Raw genomic sequence first — 17,970 nt, forward strand, 5'->3', positions numbered from 1 at the left:
TCTTTTATGGAATTTAAATCGTTGTTAGTGATAACTAATTTGTCTAACACTTAAAGTGCTTTCTCACTTGCGCGCCCCAGCGCTCTGATTCGTCTCGAAACTCCTTCCATTCGTCACTTCCCATTTCGCCATTGAAGGCTGACTTGTTCGTCTAACAGGCTGATTTGTCTGGAAATTCTTTTACGTTTGCCGTCTGTCTCTCGCTTGACTTGGGGTTTGCAGAAGCCCTAGAGTGTCGCAATGTGGTGAAAAGTGGGAAAAAGTGGGAAATTTCGATTGGCGGGTGTCATGAAGTGGGGCGAAAGCGCCGATGCCCGGGAAGGAACCGCATAACCAAGAGACCGAGGACAGCCAGTGTTTACTGGGAGCACATCACTCAATCTGGATGCCAAGGGGCGGCTTACCATGCCGACCCGCTACCGTGCTTCGTTGAACGAAGCCTGCGGCGGCCAGCTTGTGCTTACTCGTCATCCCTATGACGAATGTCTGGCGCTCTACCCACGAGACGAATTCATGGAAACCGCTCGCAAGCTGTCAGCCCAGCGTGACTCCAGTCCGCAGGTGCGCCAGCTCAAGCGACGTTTCCTGGGGCAGGCGGTGGAAATTGATATGGACAGCAATGGCCGCCTGCTGGTGCCGCCGGAGTTGCGCACCGCCATCGGCCTGGAAAAGCAGGCCATGCTGATTGGCCAAATGCATCGTTTTGAGATCTGGAAAGCGGAAAGCTGGTTGGAAGAGGACAGCACGCTGGATCCGGAAGCCCTTCCGGAAAGTGTGCAGGAGCTGTCCTTCTGATGACCGACACAGGGACGCAGTACGAACACCAGCCGGTGATGCTGGAAGAGGTGCTGGAAATGTGGTTCAGCCGCAGCGATGGAGCTTATGTAGACGGCACCTTCGGACGAGGTGGGCACAGCCGCGCGCTGCTGGCCAAGCTGGGCCCGAAGGGGCGGCTGGTGGGTATCGATCGTGATCCCCAGGCCATTGCGGTCGGTGACGCGCTGGCGGCTGAAGACAGCCGTTTCCAGATTGTCGCCAATCGCTTCGACTGTTTGCCGCAGGCGGTGGCAGCGTTGGGCCGTCCGATTGATGGTCTGTTGTTGGACCTGGGTGTGTCGTCGCCGCAGCTGGATGATGCCGCCCGGGGGTTCAGTTTCCTGCGCGATGGTCCTCTGGATATGCGCATGGATCCCACCAGTGGTGAAAGTGTCGCGCAATGGCTGGCACGGGCAGAAGAAAAGGCGATTGCCGATGTGTTGTATCGCTACGGTGAAGAGCGCAAATCGCGGCGCATCGCACGACGTATTTGTGAGGTGCGCGGCGAGCAGCCTATCACTCGCACCTTGCAGCTGGCGGAGTTGATTGAGTCGGTGCTGGGGCGCGGCGAGCCCGGCAAGCATCCGGCGACACGCAGCTTTCAGGCATTAAGGATACATATAAACGGGGAACTGGATGCGCTGAACAAAGTGCTCGAACAGTCCCTCGAGACGCTCGCCATCGGCGGGCGTCTCGCCATTATTAGCTTCCATTCTCTGGAAGACAGGATCGTGAAATTGTTTATTCGCGATCATTCCGGTCGGGCCCCCAGGGGGCGCGGCGGTTTGCCGTTGGGTGAGGAAATGCCCCAGCGGTTGGAGCCAGTAGGCAAGGCCATGCGCGCCAGCAAGGGCGAGCTGAAAGTGAATGTTCGCTCGCGTAGTGCGGTATTGCGGGTGGCGGAGAAGGTGGCGTGACAGCCCCCTGGGTTATTCGCTTTCTGGTTGTGGCGGTGGCGGTATCCGCGTTGGCGGTGAGCTACAGCGTCCACGAAGCGCGCCGTCTGACCGACGAAAGCCAGAAATTGCAGCAACAGCAGACCCGTCTTGAGAGTCAGTGGAGTCAGTTGTTGTTGGAGCACAGCACCTGGGGCAGCTATGCCCGGGTTGAGCGCCTGGCCAGAGAAGAGCTGGGCATGAAGTTACCGAAGACCGATGAGAGAGTGTTGATACGGCCATGAAAAAACAGGCCCGCAAGACACGGCAACCTAACCACCGGATGCGCTGGCGCTTTGTGCTGGGGTTCTGGATGGTCTGTGCCTGTCTTTTGCTGGCCCGGGCCGTCGACCTGCAAGTTGTTCAGCATGATTTCCTGGCGCATCAGGGTGACATCCGCAACCTGCGGGTTGAGCCGTTGGCGGCGCACCGTGGTGTGATCCGTGATCGCGCCGGGCGCCCGTTGGCCGTGAGTACTCCGGTGGTGACCCTGTGGGCCAACCCCCGGGAGGCGCTGGAGAACCCGGAGCAGTGGTCGCGCCTTGCAGGTAACAGTGTGGTCACCCAGAAGGACTTCGCCCGCAAAGTGCGCCGGCACGAGAGCCGCGAGTTCGTTTATCTGGAACGCGGCTTGGCACCTGAAGCAGCCAAACAGGTACTGGACCTGAATATCCCCGGGATCCACTCGCTGACGGAATATCGCCGTTACTATCCTGCCGGTGAAGTCAGCAGTCATGTGGTGGGGTTCACCAACATCGATGACGAAGGCCAGGAAGGGACGGAGTTGGCCATGGATGACCACCTGTCCGGTCACAGTGGCCGCAAGAAGGTGGTCCGCGACCTGCTGGGGCGTGTCATCCAGGATATCGAGGTGCTGGAGCCGGCAGAGCCCGGTGAAGATATCACCCTGAGTATCGATTTGCGCCTGCAGTACCTGGCCTATCGCGAATTGCTGGGCGCCGTGCAAAAACACAAGGCCCGTGGCGGCAGTGCGGTGGTGGTGGATGTGCGCACCGGTGAAGTGCTCGCCATGGTCAACCAGCCAGCCTACAACCCCAACAACCGTGGCAACCTGGATACGGCAGCACTACGTAATCGGGCGGTAACCGACTTGTTCGAGCCGGGTTCAACCATGAAGCCGTTTACGGTAGCCGCCGCCCTGGAAATGGGCATGGTGACGCCTTCCACTACGATCAACACCCATCCGGGTACCCTGCGCGTGGGGTCCAAGACGATTCGTGATCATCGGGATTACGGGGTCATCGATATCACTACCGTGCTGACCAAGAGCTCCAATGTGGGTACCAGCAAGCTGGCGTTGGCCATGGATCAGCAAGCCTTGCCGGATTATCTGGAGCGCTTCGGTTTTGGGCGCGCGACCGGGATCTCCTTTCCCGGAGAAAGTGACGGCTTGTTGCCGCTGCGCAGTCAGTGGCGGGATGTGGAGCGCGCGGCGCTGTCCTACGGCTATGGCCTGAGCGTGTCAGCAGTTCAGTTGGCCCAGGCTTATGCCGTGTTGGCAAATGATGGGGTGAAAGTGCCGCTGACCCTGAAGAAGGTTGACGGCATTCCCCAGGGCGAACAGGTGCTGGGCAAGACCACAGCCCGTCAGCTGGTGCAGATGCTGGAAACCGTGGTAAGCCGTGTGGGGACCGCGCGTCGTGCGCAGGTGCCCGGATATCAGGTGGCTGGCAAGACCGGCACTGTGCACAAGGTCGTCGCGGGCGGTTATGCCGACGATAATTACATTGGCTTGTTTGCCGGGCTGGCACCCGCCACGGACCCGCGCATTGTTACGGTGGTAGTGATCGACGACCCCCGCGGTGAAGATTATTACGGGGGGCTGGTGGCGGCGCCCGCTTTCTCCAACATCATGAGTGGGGTTCTGCGTACCCTGCATGTTCCACCAGACAAGCCCGAAGGCCTGCTGGCTGGCGGTCCTGATCCGGAGGACCGTTCATGATGAGTCTGCAGCAGCTGCTTCCTGACTACACTCTGCCTGCCGATGCGGCAGGCGTTGTCGTTTCCGGGCTGCAACTCGACAGCCGTCGGGTGGGTTCCGGTGATGCCTTCATTGCCGTGCCGGGTGTGGCCAGCGATGGTCGCCGTTATATCGCCGAGGCGATTCGCGCCGGTGCCGCTGCGGTGCTGGCACAAGGCGATACCTTTACGTTGTCATTCGAGCAGCAGGTGCCCTGTGTGCAGGTGCCAGGGCTGGCTGACAAGGTGGGCGATGTGGCAGCGCGCTGGTACGGTGAGCCGGCCAAAGGGCTGTCAATTACCGGGGTGACCGGCACCAATGGCAAAACCAGTATCACCTGGTTTCTGCGTGATGCCTTGAATGCACTGGGCCATCGTTGCGCCCTGGTTGGCACGCTTGGCGTTGGGCTCAAGGGAAAAGAGCAGCAGACCGGTCACACCACCCCGGATCCTGTGACCCTGCAGGCCGCACTGGCCAGCGCCCGTGACGCGGGTGCTGATACGGTGGCCATGGAAGTCTCTTCCCATGCTCTGGACCAGGGGCGGCTTGGCAACACTCCGGTCATGACGGCGGTGTTCAGTAATCTCAGCCGTGACCATCTGGATTACCACGGCGACATGGAAGCCTATCTGGCAGCCAAATCGGTGCTGTTCACCCGTGACGGGGTGAAGTTGGCAGTGATCAATTGCGATGATCATGCTGCGGGCTCGCTGGTGGGTTGCCTGGCCGATGGCGTTCGCTGCGTGACCTTCGGTGCCCAGCAGGGCGCTACTGTGCGTTGCGACGACGTGACCTATAACGACAGCGGTATGCAGGCCACTCTAATGGTGGGAGGCGAAAGTGTCTCGATTGCGCTGCCGCTGTTTGGCCCATTCAATCTCAGCAATGTGATGGCGGTGGCGGGCATCCTGCATGGGCAGGGTGTCGAGGCTGCCGCACTGGGCGGGGCCTTGTCGGCAATTACCCCGGTGCCAGGACGTATGGAACCTGTGACCGCCGATGAGGGTCCGACCGTCATCGTGGATTATGCGCACACTCCTGATGGCCTGGAAAAAGCCCTGCAGGCATGCCGCGCCCATTTCGATGGCAAGCTGCATTGCATTGTGGGCTGCGGTGGCGATCGGGATAGCGGCAAACGTCCGCAAATGGCGTCGGTGGCGGAGCGCCTGGCCGATGCGGTGATGCTTACCAGCGACAATCCACGCAGTGAAGACCCTCAAACCATCATTGATCAGATGCGCGCAGGACTGCGTGCCCCCGACAGCGTGAAAGAGAATACCCACCGGGCAGCGGCCATTGCGCAAGTGGTGTCAGCAGCCTCTGCACAGGACGTGATTCTGGTGGCCGGCAAGGGCCATGAGGATTATCAGGAAATTAACGGCGTGCGACATCCTTCCGATGATCGCCTGCTGGCCCGTGATGCGCTGGCCGCTTACCGCAAACCGGGGGGTGTGCAGTGATGCGACTTTCCCAGGTAGCACAGTGGACAGGTGGCCGGTTGCAGGGTGAAGACCTGACCGTGCCCGCGGTCGTCACGGATACTCGCAACATGACCCCGGGCAGCTTGTTCGTTGCCCTCAAGGGCGATCGCTTTGATGCCCATGATTTCCTGACGCAAGCGCAGGCAAACGGTGCCAGTGCGGCGCTGGTCGATCGTGAGCAGGAGGTCTTTGCTTCTGCGGTGCAGGTCGCTGATACCCGTCAGGGGCTGGGTCGGCTTGCCAGCGGTTATGCCGATCAATTTACCGCCGAGCGTCTGGCGGTGACCGGCAATGCCGGGAAAACCACGGTCAAGGAAATGGCCGCTGCCATGCTGGGTAGCGACACTCTGGCCACCGCGGGCAACTTTAATAATGACATTGGTGTGCCGTTGACCCTGTTACGGCTGCGGGCCGAGCACCGTTATGCAGTGATTGAGCTGGGAGCCAATGCTCCGGGGGAAATCGCCTGGACCAGTCAACTGACCAAACCGAAGGTGGTGCTGGTGACCAATGTGACCGGTGCCCATCTGGAAGGATTTGGCTCCATGCAGGGCATTGCCAATGCCAAGGCGGAAATTTTTGGCGGCTGTGTGCCGGGTGGTCGGGCCATCATCAACAACGATGATTCCTTCGCCGAGTTTTTTGCGGGCGAAGCCATCAAGGCCGGGCTCAATGTGATTCGCATTAGCACCCGTGGGGCGGCAGACCTGTATGCCGAACAAATTGTTCTGCATCAGGACCGGGCTGAATTTGTCCTGCAGCCGCTGGGTGAAACGGTCACTGTGCCACTGCCGGGGGCCCACCAGGTCAACAATGCCCTGATGGCATGTGCAGCGGTTCGTGCGCTGGGTGTTGAGCTGGCCGAAGTGCTGCCGCGGCTGGCTACGCTCAAACCGGTGCCAGGGCGTATGAACCTGCACCCGGTAGCGCAGGGCGTGTTGGTTGACGATACCTACAACGCCAATCCCGGTTCGGTGCGTGCGGCAATCGACTGGCTGGCCAGTCAACCGGCGCCACGGATGCTGGTGCTGGGTGCCATGGGCGAGCTGGGGCCGCAGGCCGACACTCTGGTCGCAGAGTTGGGGGCGTATGCCCGTGAAAAAGGATTGGACAGACTGGTCGTCATGCGCGGCGCGCAAGCGGCGGCCAGTGAATTTGGCGATCAGGCATTGATTGCCGATGAGCATCAACAGGCGGTGGACTGGAGTGCCCCGGTGCTGCAAGACGGCGGCACCGTGTTGGTGAAAGGTTCGCGCACGGCCGGCATGGAAGCGGTGGTGCAACAACTGACACTGGGCGCTGGCCCTCATACACAAACAAAGGGGACGCACTGATGTTGCTCTGGCTGGCTGAATACCTGGCGCAGTTCCATAACGGTTTTCTGGTGGTTCAGTACATCACCCTGCGCGGCATCCTGAGCGTGCTGACGGCGTTGTTCATCGCCTTCTGGGTAGGCCCGATCATGATCCGCAAGCTGCGTGAAAAGCAGGTCGGGCAGGCAATTCGTGAGGATGGCCCCAAGAGCCACTTGAGTAAGGCCGGCACCCCGACCATGGGGGGGGCGCTGATTCTGGTGGCCATTGTCATTTCCACGTTGCTGTGGGCGGATCTGAGCAACCGCTTTGTGTGGATCACCCTTGGGGTGCTGTTCATTTTTGGAGCCGTGGGTTGGGTAGATGACTGGCGCAAGGTGGTGGAAAAGAACCCGCGCGGTCTGCCCGCCCGGTGGAAGTATCTGTGGTTATCAGTGGGTTCGCTGGGGGCGGCGTTTGCGCTGTTCTTTACGGCCCAAAGCCCGGTGGAAACCCAGCTGATTGTGCCGTTCTTCAAGAACGTGGCCATCAACATGGGCTGGTTCTACATCGTGCTGACTTACTTTGTGATCAACGGCACCAGCAACGCGGTGAACCTTACCGACGGGCTGGATGGGCTGGCCATCATGCCTACCGTGCTGGTGGGTGGCGCGTTGGGCATCTTTGCCTATGCCGGTGGGCATACCGAATTTGCCACCTACCTGCAGATCCCCTACGTCGCCGGTGCCGGTGAGCTGGTGATTATCTCTGCGGCACTGTGTGGGGCCGGGCTGGGTTTTCTGTGGTTCAACGCCTACCCCGCTCAGGTGTTCATGGGCGATGTGGGGGCATTGGCACTGGGTGCCGTGCTGGGTGTGATGGCGGTGATCGTCCGCCAGGAAATTGTGCTCTTCATCATGGGCGGTGTGTTTGTGATGGAGACGGTCTCGGTGATGTTGCAGGTGGGCTCGTTCAAGCTTACCGGCCGGCGGATTTTCCGTATGGCGCCGATTCATCACCACTTTGAACTGAAAGGGTGGCCGGAGCCGAAGATTATTGTGCGGTTCTGGATCATCACCGTGATTCTTGTACTGGTGGGTCTGGCGACCCTGAAGATCCGATAGGGGCTTGAGTTAGGCATATGGCGAAAGAGGGTTTCGATCTGGTCATCGGCCTCGGCGTATCCGGGCGTTCCGTGATCCGTTATCTGACGGATCAGGGGATGCCTGTGCGTGCGCTGGATACCCGTGCCGAGCCGGCGGGTCTGGATGCCCTGCGAGCCGACTTCCCTGAGGTGAAAATTCACACCGGCGGCTTCAAGGCCGGCTGGATGAAAAAGGCCCGTCGGTTGATTGTCAGCCCCGGGGTGGCGGTCTCTACGCCCGCCATCGCCGAGCAGGTTGTGGCTGGCAAGGAAGTCATTGGTGATGTGGAGCTGTTTGCGCGCGCTGCCAGTGAGCCCGTCGTGGCGATTACCGGTTCCAATGCCAAGAGCACCGTGACGACGTTGCTGGGTCAGGTCGCGGATGCCTGTGGAATGAATCCCGGCATCGGCGGCAATCTGGGTGTGCCTGCACTGGATCTGTTGAGTGATCAGGCCAGGCTCTATGTGCTTGAGTTGTCCAGCTTCCAGCTGGAAACCACCTACAGCCTGAGCGCCGATGTGGCCACCATTCTTAACGTCTCTCAGGACCATCTGGACCGCTATGCCAGCTTTGCCGATTACCTGGCGGCCAAGCAGCGCATTTACGACGGGTGTCAGGTGGCGGTATGGAATCGGGATGATCCGGCAACCCGTCCGCCTGCGACGGTGCCGAGACAAGTGACCTTTGGTGCACACCCGGAAGCCGATTACCGCCTCGATAGTGAGAGCGGACAGTTGCTGTGCCGTGGTGAGCCATTGTTGGAATTGTCGGAGCTGGCGCTCACCGGCCATCACAATGCCATGAATATCCTCGCGGTGTTGGCCATCAGCGATGCGCTGGCGCTGAACCGTGACAAGGCATTGGCCACGGTAAAAACCTTCACCGGGCTGGCCCACCGTTGTCAGCTGGTTGCCGATAGTGGCGGCGTGCGCTGGTTCAACGATTCCAAGGCGACCAATGTGGGTGCCACGCTGGCGGCGCTGACAGGGATTGGCGAAAGCATTGAGGGCAAGGTCATCCTGATCGGAGGCGGGCAGGGCAAAGGGCAGGATTTCTCGCCGCTGGCAGAGCCTGCTCGTCAGTATCTGCGTGCTGCCTTGCTGATGGGTGAAGACCGAAACGTACTGGCCGAAGGCATGTCTGCGGCGCCCTGTGAATTGGTGGCTGACATGCAGGCTGCTGTGGCCCGGGCCCATGCTCTGGCCCAACCTGGTGATGCCGTGCTGTTGTCGCCCGCCTGCGCCTCGTTCGATATGTACAGTGGCTTCGCGGCACGTGGGGATGATTTCGCATCACGGGTTCGGGAGGTGTGCCATGACTGAGCGCATGATCCTGAAACTGGATAGCAAAGGGGTCGACAAACCGTTGCTGTGGACCGCGATCCTGCTGGCGTTGGCTGGTCTGGTGATGGTGTCCTCCGCGAGCTTGCAGATTGCCGAAACCCGTCTCGGTGACCCGTTCTATTATGCCCTGCGCCATGGCATTTACCTTGCCCTGGGACTGGGTGTGGGCGCATTCGTGTATTACGCGGTCCCGCTGGCCCTGCTGGAGCGCCTGCGCTTTGTGATGCTGCCGGTGGCGCTGGTGGTGCTGGTGATGGTGTTTATCCCGGGGCTGGGGCGCACCGTGAACGGGTCGACTCGCTGGATTGCCCTGCCGGGCCTGACAATCCAGGCATCGGAAATCGTGAAGCTGTGCTTCGTGTTGTACATGGCTGGCTACGTGGCAGAACGCAAGGCGGCGCTGGAGGCAGAGTGGAAAGCGTTTTTGCTGCCGCTGGGGCTGTTGGGCGTATTGATGCTGTTGCTGCTGCTGGAACCGGACTTTGGTGCAGTGGTGGTGCTGGGTATTACCGCCATGGGCATGTTGTTCCTGTCTGGCGTGCCGACCCTGCGTTTTCTGTTGATTGGTCTGACGGCGGTGGGGCTGGGGGCGCTGGTGGCCGTGGCCGAACCCTACCGCGTGGCGCGTCTGATGACCTTTACCGATCCCTGGTCTGATCAGTTCGGGGCGGGTTACCAGTTGACCCAGAGCCTGATTGCCTTCGGCCGCGGGCACCTGACAGGGGTTGGGCTGGGTAACAGCGTGCAGAAACTGTTTTACCTGCCGGAAGCCCATACCGACTTCGTTTATGCCGTGATGGCAGAAGAACTGGGGCTGTTGGGAAATATCGCGTTGATCAGCGGCTTTATCTTGCTGGGCTGGCGGGTTTTCCGGCTGGGCCATTCGCTGGAAGAGCGCGGTTTTCTGTATCACGCCTACCTGGTTTATGGCTGTGCGTTTGTGTTCTGTTCCCAGGCCTTTATCAATCTGGGCGTGAACATGGGCATGTTGCCGACCAAGGGACTAACGCTGCCCTTTATCAGCTATGGCGGCTCTTCGCTGCTGGTGTCTGCCGCCATGATCGGGTTGATCCTGCGGGCCGGGGCCGAAGCCGAACAGTTGAAAGCCAGAGGGAGGACGGCGCGATGAGTCGGACCATCCTGATCATGGCTGGCGGCACGGGGGGGCATGTGTTCCCTGCCCTTGCCGTCGCAGACCAGTTGCGCGCGCGAGGCTTCGACATTCTCTGGCTGGGAGCGGAGCACGGAATGGAAGGCCAGCTGGTGCGGCGACATGGCTATGACATTGCCGAGCTGTCGGTATCGCGTCTGCGCGGTGGTGGTCTCAAGCGCAAGCTGACGGCGCCGTTCAACCTGCTACGTGCGGTGCTGCAGGCGCGTCAGATTATTCGTCAGCGCCAGCCTGTGCTGGCGGTGGGGTTTGGCGGTTTTGCCAGTGGCCCTGGTGGGTTGGCGGCAAGACTGTGCAAGGTGCCGGTGGTAGTGCATGAGCAGAACGCCGTACCGGGATTGACCAATCGACTGCTGTCCAAAATGGCCACCGTCACGCTGGAAGGGTTCGAGGGCGCGTTCATTGGCAAGCAGGCGTGCTGGGTGGGTAACCCGGTGCGGGCTGACATTGCGGCCATTGCCGAACCGGTCAATCGCTATGCCCGGCATCAGGGTGGCCTGCGCGTACTGATCGTTGGTGGCAGTCAGGGAGCCTTGGTGCTTAATCGGGACCTGCCGGAACTGCTGTTGGCGGTGCTGGGCCGCGATATTCAGGTTCGCCATCAGTGTGGCGCGGGACGCACGGCCGAGGCCGCGCCGATTTACGACGCGCTGGGCATGAATGCCCAGGTCAGTGAGTTTATTGATGACATGGCAGAGGCCTACGGCTGGGCGGATCTGGTGATCTGTCGCGCCGGTGCCCTGACGGTGGCTGAGGTGGCAGCCGCAGGTGTGGCGGCACTGTTCATTCCATTGCCCACGGCAGTGGACGACCACCAGACATTGAACGCCCGTTGGTTGTCAGACCGGGGCGCGGCCCTGCTGTTGCCCCAGCGGGAACTGAGCGCGGCCACCCTGGCCGCGACACTGAAACCGGTTGCAGAACGGGGTGCGCTGTCGCAAATGGCACAGCGAGCTCGTGAGCAGGCCGTGGTCGACAGCGCCGAGCGCGCGGCCACGCTGTGTGAGGAGGTGGCCAATGGCCGATAACGACAACATCCATACGGTGCCGGAGATGCGCCGAATTCGCGGTATCCATTTTGTGGGTATCGGTGGTGTAGGGATGTGCGGTATCGCTGAGGTGCTGGCCAATCAGGGCTATGCCATCAGTGGCAGTGACATCAAGGAATCGCCGGTGGTCGCTCGCCTGCGCAGCCTTGGTGTGCGCGTCGAAATCGGTCATCGAGCCGAGAATATTGATGGTGCCGACGTGGTAGTGACGTCGACGGCGGTCAACACCGAGAACGTGGAAGTGGCCGAGGCCCATGCCCGGCGAGTGCCGGTGGTGCCGCGTGCACAGATGCTGGCGGAGCTGATGCGTTTCCGCCATGGCATCGCCGTCGCCGGCACCCACGGCAAGACAACGACGACGTCCATGACGGCGGCGATCATGGCAGAAGCCGGGCTTGATCCCACCTTCGTTATTGGCGGGCGCCTGAACAGTGCCGGGACCAATGCCCGTCTTGGCCAGAGTCGCTACCTGGTGGCAGAAGCCGACGAATCCGATGCCAGCTTCCTGCACCTGCAGCCCATGAGCGCCATCGTCACCAACATCGAAGCCGATCACATGCACACCTACGGTGGTGATTTCGCGCAACTGGAAAACACCTTTGTGGAATTCCTCCACAATCTGCCGTTTTACGGTGTGGCGGTGATGTGTGTGGATGATCCCGTGGTGCGAAAACTGTTACCACGGGTGAATCGTCAGGTGATTCGTTACGGCTTCAGCGAAGATGCGGACCTGCGTGCCGAAGACGTTCAGCAGCAAGGCATGACGACCACATTCCGTGTCATCCGCAAGGAAGGGGAGCCGCTGCAGATCTCTCTGAACATGCCGGGCAAGCACAATGTGCTGAATGCCCTGGCAGCCATTGCGGTGTCGGCTGACGAAGGCGCCGATGACGAGGCTATCGTTCGTGGCCTGAATAATTTCTCGGGAGTGGGGCGCCGCTTTGATGTGCAGGGCGAATATCACTTTGACGGTGGCAGCGCGACCCTGGTGGATGATTACGGTCATCACCCCAGCGAGGTTGGAGTGACCATTGACGCGATTCGTGCCGGTTGGCCAGGCCGTCGTCTTGCCATGCTGTTCCAGCCGCATCGCTATACCCGCACCCAGGATCTCTATGAGGACTTCGTGGAGGTCCTGTCCGGGGTGGATGTGTTGCTGATGCTGGAAGTGTATGGCGCGGGTGAAGATCCGATTCCTGGCGCTGATGCCCGGGCGCTGTGTCGCAGCATCCGCAAGCGTGGTCAGGTGGAGCCGGTGTTTGTCGATGACCCGGCCAAATTGGCGACTATTTTGAATACCCAACTTCGTGATGGTGATCTGTTGGTCACTCAGGGGGCCGGCAACGTCGGTGCCATTGCGAAGGAACTGGCTGAACAGGGAGGCGCCAAGCGTGGATAAGGTACTGCTGAAGAAGCAACTGGCCAGCATTGGCCGGGTAGCGGTACTGGCAGGCGGCAAATCCGCCGAGCGTCCGGTGTCACTGAAAAGTGGTGCTGCCGTGCATCAGGCGTTGCGCAACCTGGGGTTGATTGCCGAGCTGGTGGATCCTGCGGACAAGAGTGTGGATACCCTCAAGGGGTTCGATGCCGCCTTTATTGCCCTGCATGGCCGTGGTGGTGAAGACGGTGTGATCCAGGGCGTACTCGAACACCTGGGCATCCCTTACACCGGCTCCGGGGTAATGGCCTCGGCCATTGGCATGGACAAGGTGCGCACCAAGCAATTGTGGAAAGGCGCGGGGCTGCCGACACCGGCATTTTATGTGGCCGGTCGTGAGGAGTTGGAGTTGGGCTTTCCGCTGATGATCAAGCCTGCCCATGAGGGCTCTTCTATTGGCATGGCCAAGGCCGATAACGCGGAACAGCTGGCCGCCGCGCTTGAGGAAGCGGGCAAGTTCGATTCTGATGTGCTGGTCGAGGCCTGGGTAAACGGTCCGGAGTATACCGTGGCGCTGCTGGGCGATGAGGCGTTGCCGGCCATTCGTCTGAAGACGCCCCATGCCTTTTATGACTTCGAGGCCAAGTACCAGTCTGACAGCACCGAATACCTCTGTCCGGCAGGGCTGGACGAAGCTGACGAAAAGGCCATCCGCCAGCTGGCGCTGACCGCTTTCCGTGTGGCGGGTTGCCGGGGCTGGGGCCGTGTGGACGTGATGCGCGACGCCGAGGGCCAGTGGCAGTTGCTGGAAGTGAATACCGTGCCGGGGATGACAGACCATTCCCTGGTGCCCATGGCAGCGAAAGCGGCGGGCCGTGATTTCGATGCCCTGGTGGGTGAGATCCTGCTGCTGGCGGTGGAGCAGACCGGTGGCTAACAATGCCCCGGCGCCCCGTGGCGCTCGCCGCAAGCCTGCCAAGAAGGCGGGCGTGCCGCTGCAGGAGCGATTGTCTGCCGCGGTGCCGTGGATGTTGGTGGGCAGTGTGGCGGTGGTGCTGTTGCTGGGTGTGATTTATCTGCCCGCCGCACTGGATGGTTATCCCATCCGCAAAGTGGGCGTTGACGGTGTGACAGACGTGCGTCGTCAGCAGCAGATCCAGACCGCGTTGGCGGCGCTGGTGCGAGATGAAAACTATTTTTCTGTGCCGCTGGAAGAGATCTACCAGCAGGCGCAGGGGCTGAGCTGGGTAGAAGGCGTGTCAGTGCGCCGCCAGTGGCCCGACACCGTGGTGTTGACCGTGGAAGAGCGGCGCCCGGTGGCGGTGTGGAACGAAACCGTGTTGGTGTCGGATAGCGGGGAGCCCTTTAAGGCGCTCAAGCAGTACGACCTGAGCGGCCTGCCACACCTGAATGGCCCTGAACAACGGCTGGAGGAAGTCATGGCTTTCTATCACAGCATGGGCAAGATGCTGGCGGATGTGGATCTGGGCATTCGCAGTATGGACGTCAACGCACGACTGACCGCGCGGCTGACGCTGGATAATGACATGCAACTGGTGGTCGACCGTGAGCAGTACACCACCAAACTTCGCCGCTTTGTGCGGCTTTATCGGGGTGTGCTGAGCACGGACAGTCGCCGCGTCACCCGCGTGGATCTGCGTTATGCAGATGGCATGGCGGTGACCTGGGGCGAGCAGAGTTAGGAGTTAGGTGACATGGCAACAGAAACGGAAAACATGATTGTCGGTCTCGACATTGGCACCTCCAAGGTGGTGGCCATCGTCGGGCAGACATCTGCCGATGGCACCATGGAAATCGTCGGCATTGGCTCACAGCCCTCTCGCGGCATGAAGAAAGGCGTGGTGGTGGATATCGAGGCCACGGTGCGCTCCATTCAGCGCGCGGTCGAAGAAGCAGAGCTGATGGCGGGCTGTCACATTCACACTGTCTACGCAGGTATTGCCGGCTCTCATGTGCGAAGCCTCAACTCCCACGGCATTGTCGCCATTCGTGATCGTGAGGTCGCCCAGGCTGATATCGACCGGGTCATTGATGCCGCCCAGGCGGTAGCGATTCCGGCCGACCAGAAGACCCTGCATGTGCTGCCACAGGAATATGTGGTGGACAATCAGGAAGGTGTCCGTGAGCCCATTGGCATGAGTGGCGTGCGTCTTGAAGCCAAGGTGCATCTGGTTACCTGTGCGGTCAATGCGGCCCAGAACATCGAGAAGTGTGTGCGTCGCTGCAACCTGGAAGTGGACGACATCATTCTCGAACAGCTGGCCAGTGCCCATGCGGTGCTGACGGAAGATGAGCGTGAACTGGGTGTCTGTATTGTGGATATCGGCGGTGGCACCACAGACATTGCCATCTTTACCGAAGGGGCGATTCGTCATACCGCCAATATTCCGATTGCCGGTGACCAGGTGACCAACGATATCGCCATGGCCCTGCGTACCCCCAAGCAGCATGCCGACGAAATCAAGATCAAGTACGCCTGCGCGCTGACCCAACTGGCCGGTGCCGACGAAACCATCAAGGTGCCCAGCGTTGGCGACCGTCCACCACGGACCCTCAGCCGCCAGAATCTGGCCGAAGTGGTCGAGCCTCGTTACGACGAGTTGTTCACGCTGGTGCAGGCGGAAATTCGCCGCTCCGGTTTTGAGGACCTGATCCCGGGCGGCATCGTGCTCACCGGTGGCTCTTCCAAGATCGAAGGCGCGGTAGATCTGGCAGAAGAAATTTTCCATATGCCGGTACGCCTGGGGGCGCCCCAGGGGATCGCCGGGCTCACCGATGTGGTGCGTAACCCGATCTATTCCACGGCGGTGGGCCTGTTGCTGTACGGCCAGCGTATGGAAAAAGACGGTGGCAGTGCTCGCGCCCAGGCCGGTGGCGGACAGGTGGACTGGATGGAGCGCTTCAAGAACTGGTTTAAAGGCAATTTTTAAGGCGGTGTTGTTGGAAACGCGACATCACCGCCAATGAGCGCAAGCGGCGGTTCCGGGCCGCGGTAACACCACCGGAACATTCGACGTGACGTTATGAAGTAAACAGGGAAGCAACAAACGGGAGATCAACCATGCAATTCAAACTGGAAGACAGCGTGCCCCATGGCGCGGTAATCAAAGTGGTAGGTGTCGGTGGTGGCGGCGGTAATGCCGTGGACCACATGGTTCGCTCCGGTGTTGAGGGGGTGGATTTCATCTGCGCCAACACCGATGCACAGGCCCTGCGTAATGCTCAAGCCAAGACCGTGATTCAGCTGGGAAGCCAGGTGACCAAGGGTCTGGGTGCGGGTGCTAACCCCGAAATCGGTCGTCAATCTGCGCTGGAAGACCGCGATCGCATTGCCGAACTGCTGGACGGTGCCGATATGGTCTTTGTGACCGCTGGCATGGGCGGCGGTACGGGTACCGGTGCCGCTCCGGTCGTGGCGGAAATCGCCAAGGAGCTGGGTATCCTCACTGTGGCGGTTGTGACCAAGCCGTTCCCCTTCGAAGGCAAGAAGCGCATGCGCTCTGCGCAGGAAGGGATCGAGGAGCTCAAGGAGCATGTTCACTCCCTGATCACCATCCCCAACGAAAAACTGCAGTCTGTTCTGGGTGGTTCCACCAGCCTGCTGGATGCCTTCAAGGCGGCCAACGACGTACTCCAGGGTGCGGTGAAAGGGATTGCCGATCTGATCGTGCGTCCGGGGATGATCAACGTGGATTTCGCCGACGTTCGTACAGTAATGAGCGAGCTGGGTACGGCGATGATGGGCTCCGGTACCGCCAGTGGCGAGGAACGTGCAGCTGATGCAGCTCGTGCGGCCATTTCCAGCCCGCTGCTGGAAGATGTGGACCTCCGCGGCGCCCGTGGCATTCTGGTCAACATCACCGCTAACGAATCCATCGCGCTGGACGAGTTCTCTGAAGTGGGCGAGATCGTCAGTGAGCTGGCCGGTGAAGATGCCAACGTGATCATCGGTACCGCGATCGACCCGGATATGGGCGATAACATCAGTGTGACTGTCGTCGCCACCGGTCTGGGTGCTGCCCAGCAGGAACTAAAAGTGGTGCGTGGCCGTCAGACTCCTGTCGCCGCTGATGGTCGAGTGGACTACAGTGATCTGGATCGTCCCGCTGTGGAGCGCAAACGCGCCGCTCAGCAGGCAGCCAGCGGTCGTGGCCAGCAGGCGGTAAACACCGCGGAAGATCTGGATTTCATTGATATTCCGACCTTCCTGCGTCGTCAGGCCGACTAACGGTCTGGCGGCATTGGTGCAAAATCAGGGAGTTGCAGTATAATTGCGCCCTAATTTTGTGTTGAGGAAAGCGGTATCCCGAGGATACCCGCAGCTGTGTGACAGACAGATGATCAGACAACGAACACTGAAAAACGTGATCCGCGCAACTGGCGTGGGCCTTCACACCGGCGAAAAGGTTTACATGACTGTGCGCCCGGCACCGGTTGATACCGGCATCGTGTTCCGGCGTGTGGACCTGGAGCCGGTGGTGGAGATCAAGGCCGCCGCCGATGCGGTGGGCGAAACCACACTCTCATCCACCCTGGTTCAGGATGGCGTGAAAGTCGGTACTGTGGAGCATTTCCTGTCCGCCATGGCGGGCCTGGGCATTGATAATGCCTTTGTGGAACTCTCCGCACCGGAAATGCCGATCATGGATGGCAGTGCCGGTCCGTTCGTCTTCCTGCTGCAGTCAGCCGGTATCAAGGAACAGGAAGCCGCCAAGAAGTTTATCCGCATCAAGAAGGAAGTGACGGTGCGGGAAGGGGACAAGACGGCAACGTTCGTGCCCTTTGATGGCTTCAAGGTGACTTTCTCCATTGAATTCGATCACCCGGTATTTGAAGACCGAAACCAGGTGTCCAGCATCGACTTCTCTACGACCTCGTTCGTAAAAGAAGTGGCGCGGGCCCGAACGTTCGGTTTCATGCGGGATATCGAATTCCTGCGCAGCCAGAACCTGGCGCTGGGCGGCAGCGTAGACAACGCGATTGTGGTGGATGAATACCGGATCCTTAACGAGGACGGTCTGCGTTACGAGGACGAATTCGTCAAGCACAAGATGCTGGATGCCATTGGCGATCTGTATCTGCTGGGGCACAGCCTGATTGGCGAGTTCATTGGCCACAAGTCCGGCCATGCCCTCAACAACGCGCTACTGCGGGAAATTCTCCGTCAGGAGGACTCCTATGAGGTGGTCACTTTCGAAGATGCCACCGACGCACCTGTCTCTTACATGCGACCGGTGCTGGCAGCCGAATAAGGCCGCCACACGTCGAAGCCCTGTGACCAGCCGGCGGTTCTCCCGCCGCTGGCTGGTACCCTTCGGGCCTCTCTCCGCTATGCCGGAGGTTCATTACCCGCAACGA

16 protein-coding genes are annotated in these 17,970 nt (G+C 60.4%); all 16 read left to right on the forward strand.

The genetic code is table 11. The features are described 5' to 3' along the window. Nucleotides 1-354 precede the first annotated feature (354 nt). The 16 genes from mraZ to lpxC all read left to right on the forward strand — a co-directional run bounded on the left by mraZ (nt 355) and on the right by lpxC (nt 17,864). The gene (mraZ, locus tag Q672_RS23880) at nt 355-795 is read left to right on the forward strand and encodes a division/cell wall cluster transcriptional repressor MraZ (protein ID WP_022984979.1); all 441 of its coding nucleotides are present in this window, start codon (nt 355-357) and stop codon (nt 793-795) included. After that, entirely contained in the window at nt 795-1,733 is a 939-nt protein-coding gene (gene rsmH / locus Q672_RS23885) for a 16S rRNA (cytosine(1402)-N(4))-methyltransferase RsmH (RefSeq protein WP_022984980.1), read from the forward strand. The genes mraZ and rsmH overlap by 1 nt, the downstream gene beginning before the upstream one ends. After that, nucleotides 1,730-1,996 carry a cell division protein FtsL gene (gene ftsL, locus Q672_RS23890; protein ID WP_022984981.1) on the forward strand — a complete coding sequence of 89 codons (267 nt, stop codon included), beginning with the start codon at nt 1,730-1,732 and terminating at the stop codon, nt 1,994-1,996. Before rsmH ends, ftsL begins: the two co-directional genes overlap by 4 nt. Next, nucleotides 1,993-3,714: a peptidoglycan D,D-transpeptidase FtsI family protein gene (locus Q672_RS23895; RefSeq protein ID WP_022984982.1), complete on the forward strand. Its 1,722-nt coding sequence runs from the start codon at nt 1,993-1,995 to the stop codon at nt 3,712-3,714. Before ftsL ends, Q672_RS23895 begins: the two co-directional genes overlap by 4 nt. Beyond that, complete coding sequence (locus tag Q672_RS23900) at nt 3,711-5,192, forward strand: UDP-N-acetylmuramoyl-L-alanyl-D-glutamate--2,6-diaminopimelate ligase (protein ID WP_022984983.1); 1,482 nt, start codon at nt 3,711-3,713, stop codon at nt 5,190-5,192. Before Q672_RS23895 ends, Q672_RS23900 begins: the two co-directional genes overlap by 4 nt. Beyond that, complete coding sequence (locus tag Q672_RS23905) at nt 5,192-6,547, forward strand: UDP-N-acetylmuramoyl-tripeptide--D-alanyl-D-alanine ligase (protein WP_052017492.1); 1,356 nt, start codon at nt 5,192-5,194, stop codon at nt 6,545-6,547. The genes Q672_RS23900 and Q672_RS23905 overlap by 1 nt, the downstream gene beginning before the upstream one ends. Further along, a complete protein-coding gene (gene mraY / locus Q672_RS23910) occupies nt 6,547-7,629 on the forward strand; it encodes a phospho-N-acetylmuramoyl-pentapeptide-transferase (protein WP_022984985.1) in 1,083 nt (360 codons plus the stop codon). Before Q672_RS23905 ends, mraY begins: the two co-directional genes overlap by 1 nt. 17 nt (nt 7,630-7,646) lie before the next feature. Further along, nucleotides 7,647-8,972 carry a UDP-N-acetylmuramoyl-L-alanine--D-glutamate ligase gene (murD, locus tag Q672_RS23915; RefSeq protein ID WP_022984986.1) on the forward strand — a complete coding sequence of 442 codons (1,326 nt, stop codon included), beginning with the start codon at nt 7,647-7,649 and terminating at the stop codon, nt 8,970-8,972. Further along, nucleotides 8,965-10,122 carry a putative lipid II flippase FtsW gene (gene ftsW / locus Q672_RS23920; RefSeq protein WP_022984987.1) on the forward strand — a complete coding sequence of 386 codons (1,158 nt, stop codon included), beginning with the start codon at nt 8,965-8,967 and terminating at the stop codon, nt 10,120-10,122. Before murD ends, ftsW begins: the two co-directional genes overlap by 8 nt. Further along, nucleotides 10,119-11,192, forward strand: a complete 1,074-nt coding sequence (gene murG / locus Q672_RS23925; RefSeq protein ID WP_022984988.1) for an undecaprenyldiphospho-muramoylpentapeptide beta-N-acetylglucosaminyltransferase — start codon at nt 10,119-10,121, stop codon at nt 11,190-11,192. The genes ftsW and murG overlap by 4 nt, the downstream gene beginning before the upstream one ends. Further along, nucleotides 11,182-12,612 carry a UDP-N-acetylmuramate--L-alanine ligase gene (murC, locus tag Q672_RS23930; RefSeq protein ID WP_022984989.1) on the forward strand — a complete coding sequence of 477 codons (1,431 nt, stop codon included), beginning with the start codon at nt 11,182-11,184 and terminating at the stop codon, nt 12,610-12,612. The genes murG and murC overlap by 11 nt, the downstream gene beginning before the upstream one ends. Further along, a complete protein-coding gene (locus Q672_RS23935; RefSeq protein WP_022984990.1) occupies nt 12,605-13,528 on the forward strand; it encodes a D-alanine--D-alanine ligase in 924 nt (307 codons plus the stop codon). The genes murC and Q672_RS23935 overlap by 8 nt, the downstream gene beginning before the upstream one ends. Next, nucleotides 13,521-14,294 (forward strand): cell division protein FtsQ/DivIB, encoded by a 774-nt coding sequence (locus Q672_RS23940; RefSeq protein WP_022984991.1) that lies wholly within the window; start codon nt 13,521-13,523, stop codon nt 14,292-14,294. The genes Q672_RS23935 and Q672_RS23940 overlap by 8 nt, the downstream gene beginning before the upstream one ends. 12 nt (nt 14,295-14,306) lie before the next feature. Beyond that, nucleotides 14,307-15,542, forward strand: coding sequence for a cell division protein FtsA (gene ftsA / locus Q672_RS23945; RefSeq protein WP_022984992.1), 1,236 nt, complete (start codon nt 14,307-14,309; stop codon nt 15,540-15,542). A gap of 131 nt (nt 15,543-15,673) precedes the next feature. Continuing rightward, complete coding sequence (gene ftsZ / locus Q672_RS23950) at nt 15,674-16,840, forward strand: cell division protein FtsZ (RefSeq protein WP_022984993.1); 1,167 nt, start codon at nt 15,674-15,676, stop codon at nt 16,838-16,840. A 109-nt stretch (nt 16,841-16,949) separates the two neighbouring features. Next, a complete protein-coding gene (gene lpxC, locus Q672_RS23955) occupies nt 16,950-17,864 on the forward strand; it encodes a UDP-3-O-acyl-N-acetylglucosamine deacetylase (protein WP_022984994.1) in 915 nt (304 codons plus the stop codon). Nucleotides 17,865-17,970 lie beyond the last annotated feature (106 nt).

The sequence above is a fragment of the Alcanivorax sp. P2S70 genome (assembly GCF_000475295.1).
Classification (GTDB): Bacteria; Pseudomonadota; Gammaproteobacteria; order Pseudomonadales; family Alcanivoracaceae; genus Alcanivorax; species Alcanivorax profundi.

Coding starts and splice junctions, on each gene's coding strand:
- Q672_RS23900 (WP_022984983.1), top strand. CDS start 3,711: ATGATGAGTCTGCAGCAGCTGCTTCCTGACTACACTCTGCCTGCCGAT.
- rsmH (WP_022984980.1), top strand. CDS start 795: ATGACCGACACAGGGACGCAGTACGAACACCAGCCGGTGATGCTGGAA.
- ftsW (WP_022984987.1), top strand. CDS start 8,965: ATGACTGAGCGCATGATCCTGAAACTGGATAGCAAAGGGGTCGACAAA.
- Q672_RS23895 (WP_022984982.1), top strand. CDS start 1,993: ATGAAAAAACAGGCCCGCAAGACACGGCAACCTAACCACCGGATGCGC.
- lpxC (WP_022984994.1), top strand. CDS start 16,950: ATGATCAGACAACGAACACTGAAAAACGTGATCCGCGCAACTGGCGTG.
- murD (WP_022984986.1), top strand. CDS start 7,647: ATGGCGAAAGAGGGTTTCGATCTGGTCATCGGCCTCGGCGTATCCGGG.
- ftsA (WP_022984992.1), top strand. CDS start 14,307: ATGGCAACAGAAACGGAAAACATGATTGTCGGTCTCGACATTGGCACC.
- Q672_RS23905 (WP_052017492.1), top strand. CDS start 5,192: ATGCGACTTTCCCAGGTAGCACAGTGGACAGGTGGCCGGTTGCAGGGT.
- ftsZ (WP_022984993.1), top strand. CDS start 15,674: ATGCAATTCAAACTGGAAGACAGCGTGCCCCATGGCGCGGTAATCAAA.
- murG (WP_022984988.1), top strand. CDS start 10,119: ATGAGTCGGACCATCCTGATCATGGCTGGCGGCACGGGGGGGCATGTG.
- murC (WP_022984989.1), top strand. CDS start 11,182: ATGGCCGATAACGACAACATCCATACGGTGCCGGAGATGCGCCGAATT.
- mraY (WP_022984985.1), top strand. CDS start 6,547: ATGTTGCTCTGGCTGGCTGAATACCTGGCGCAGTTCCATAACGGTTTT.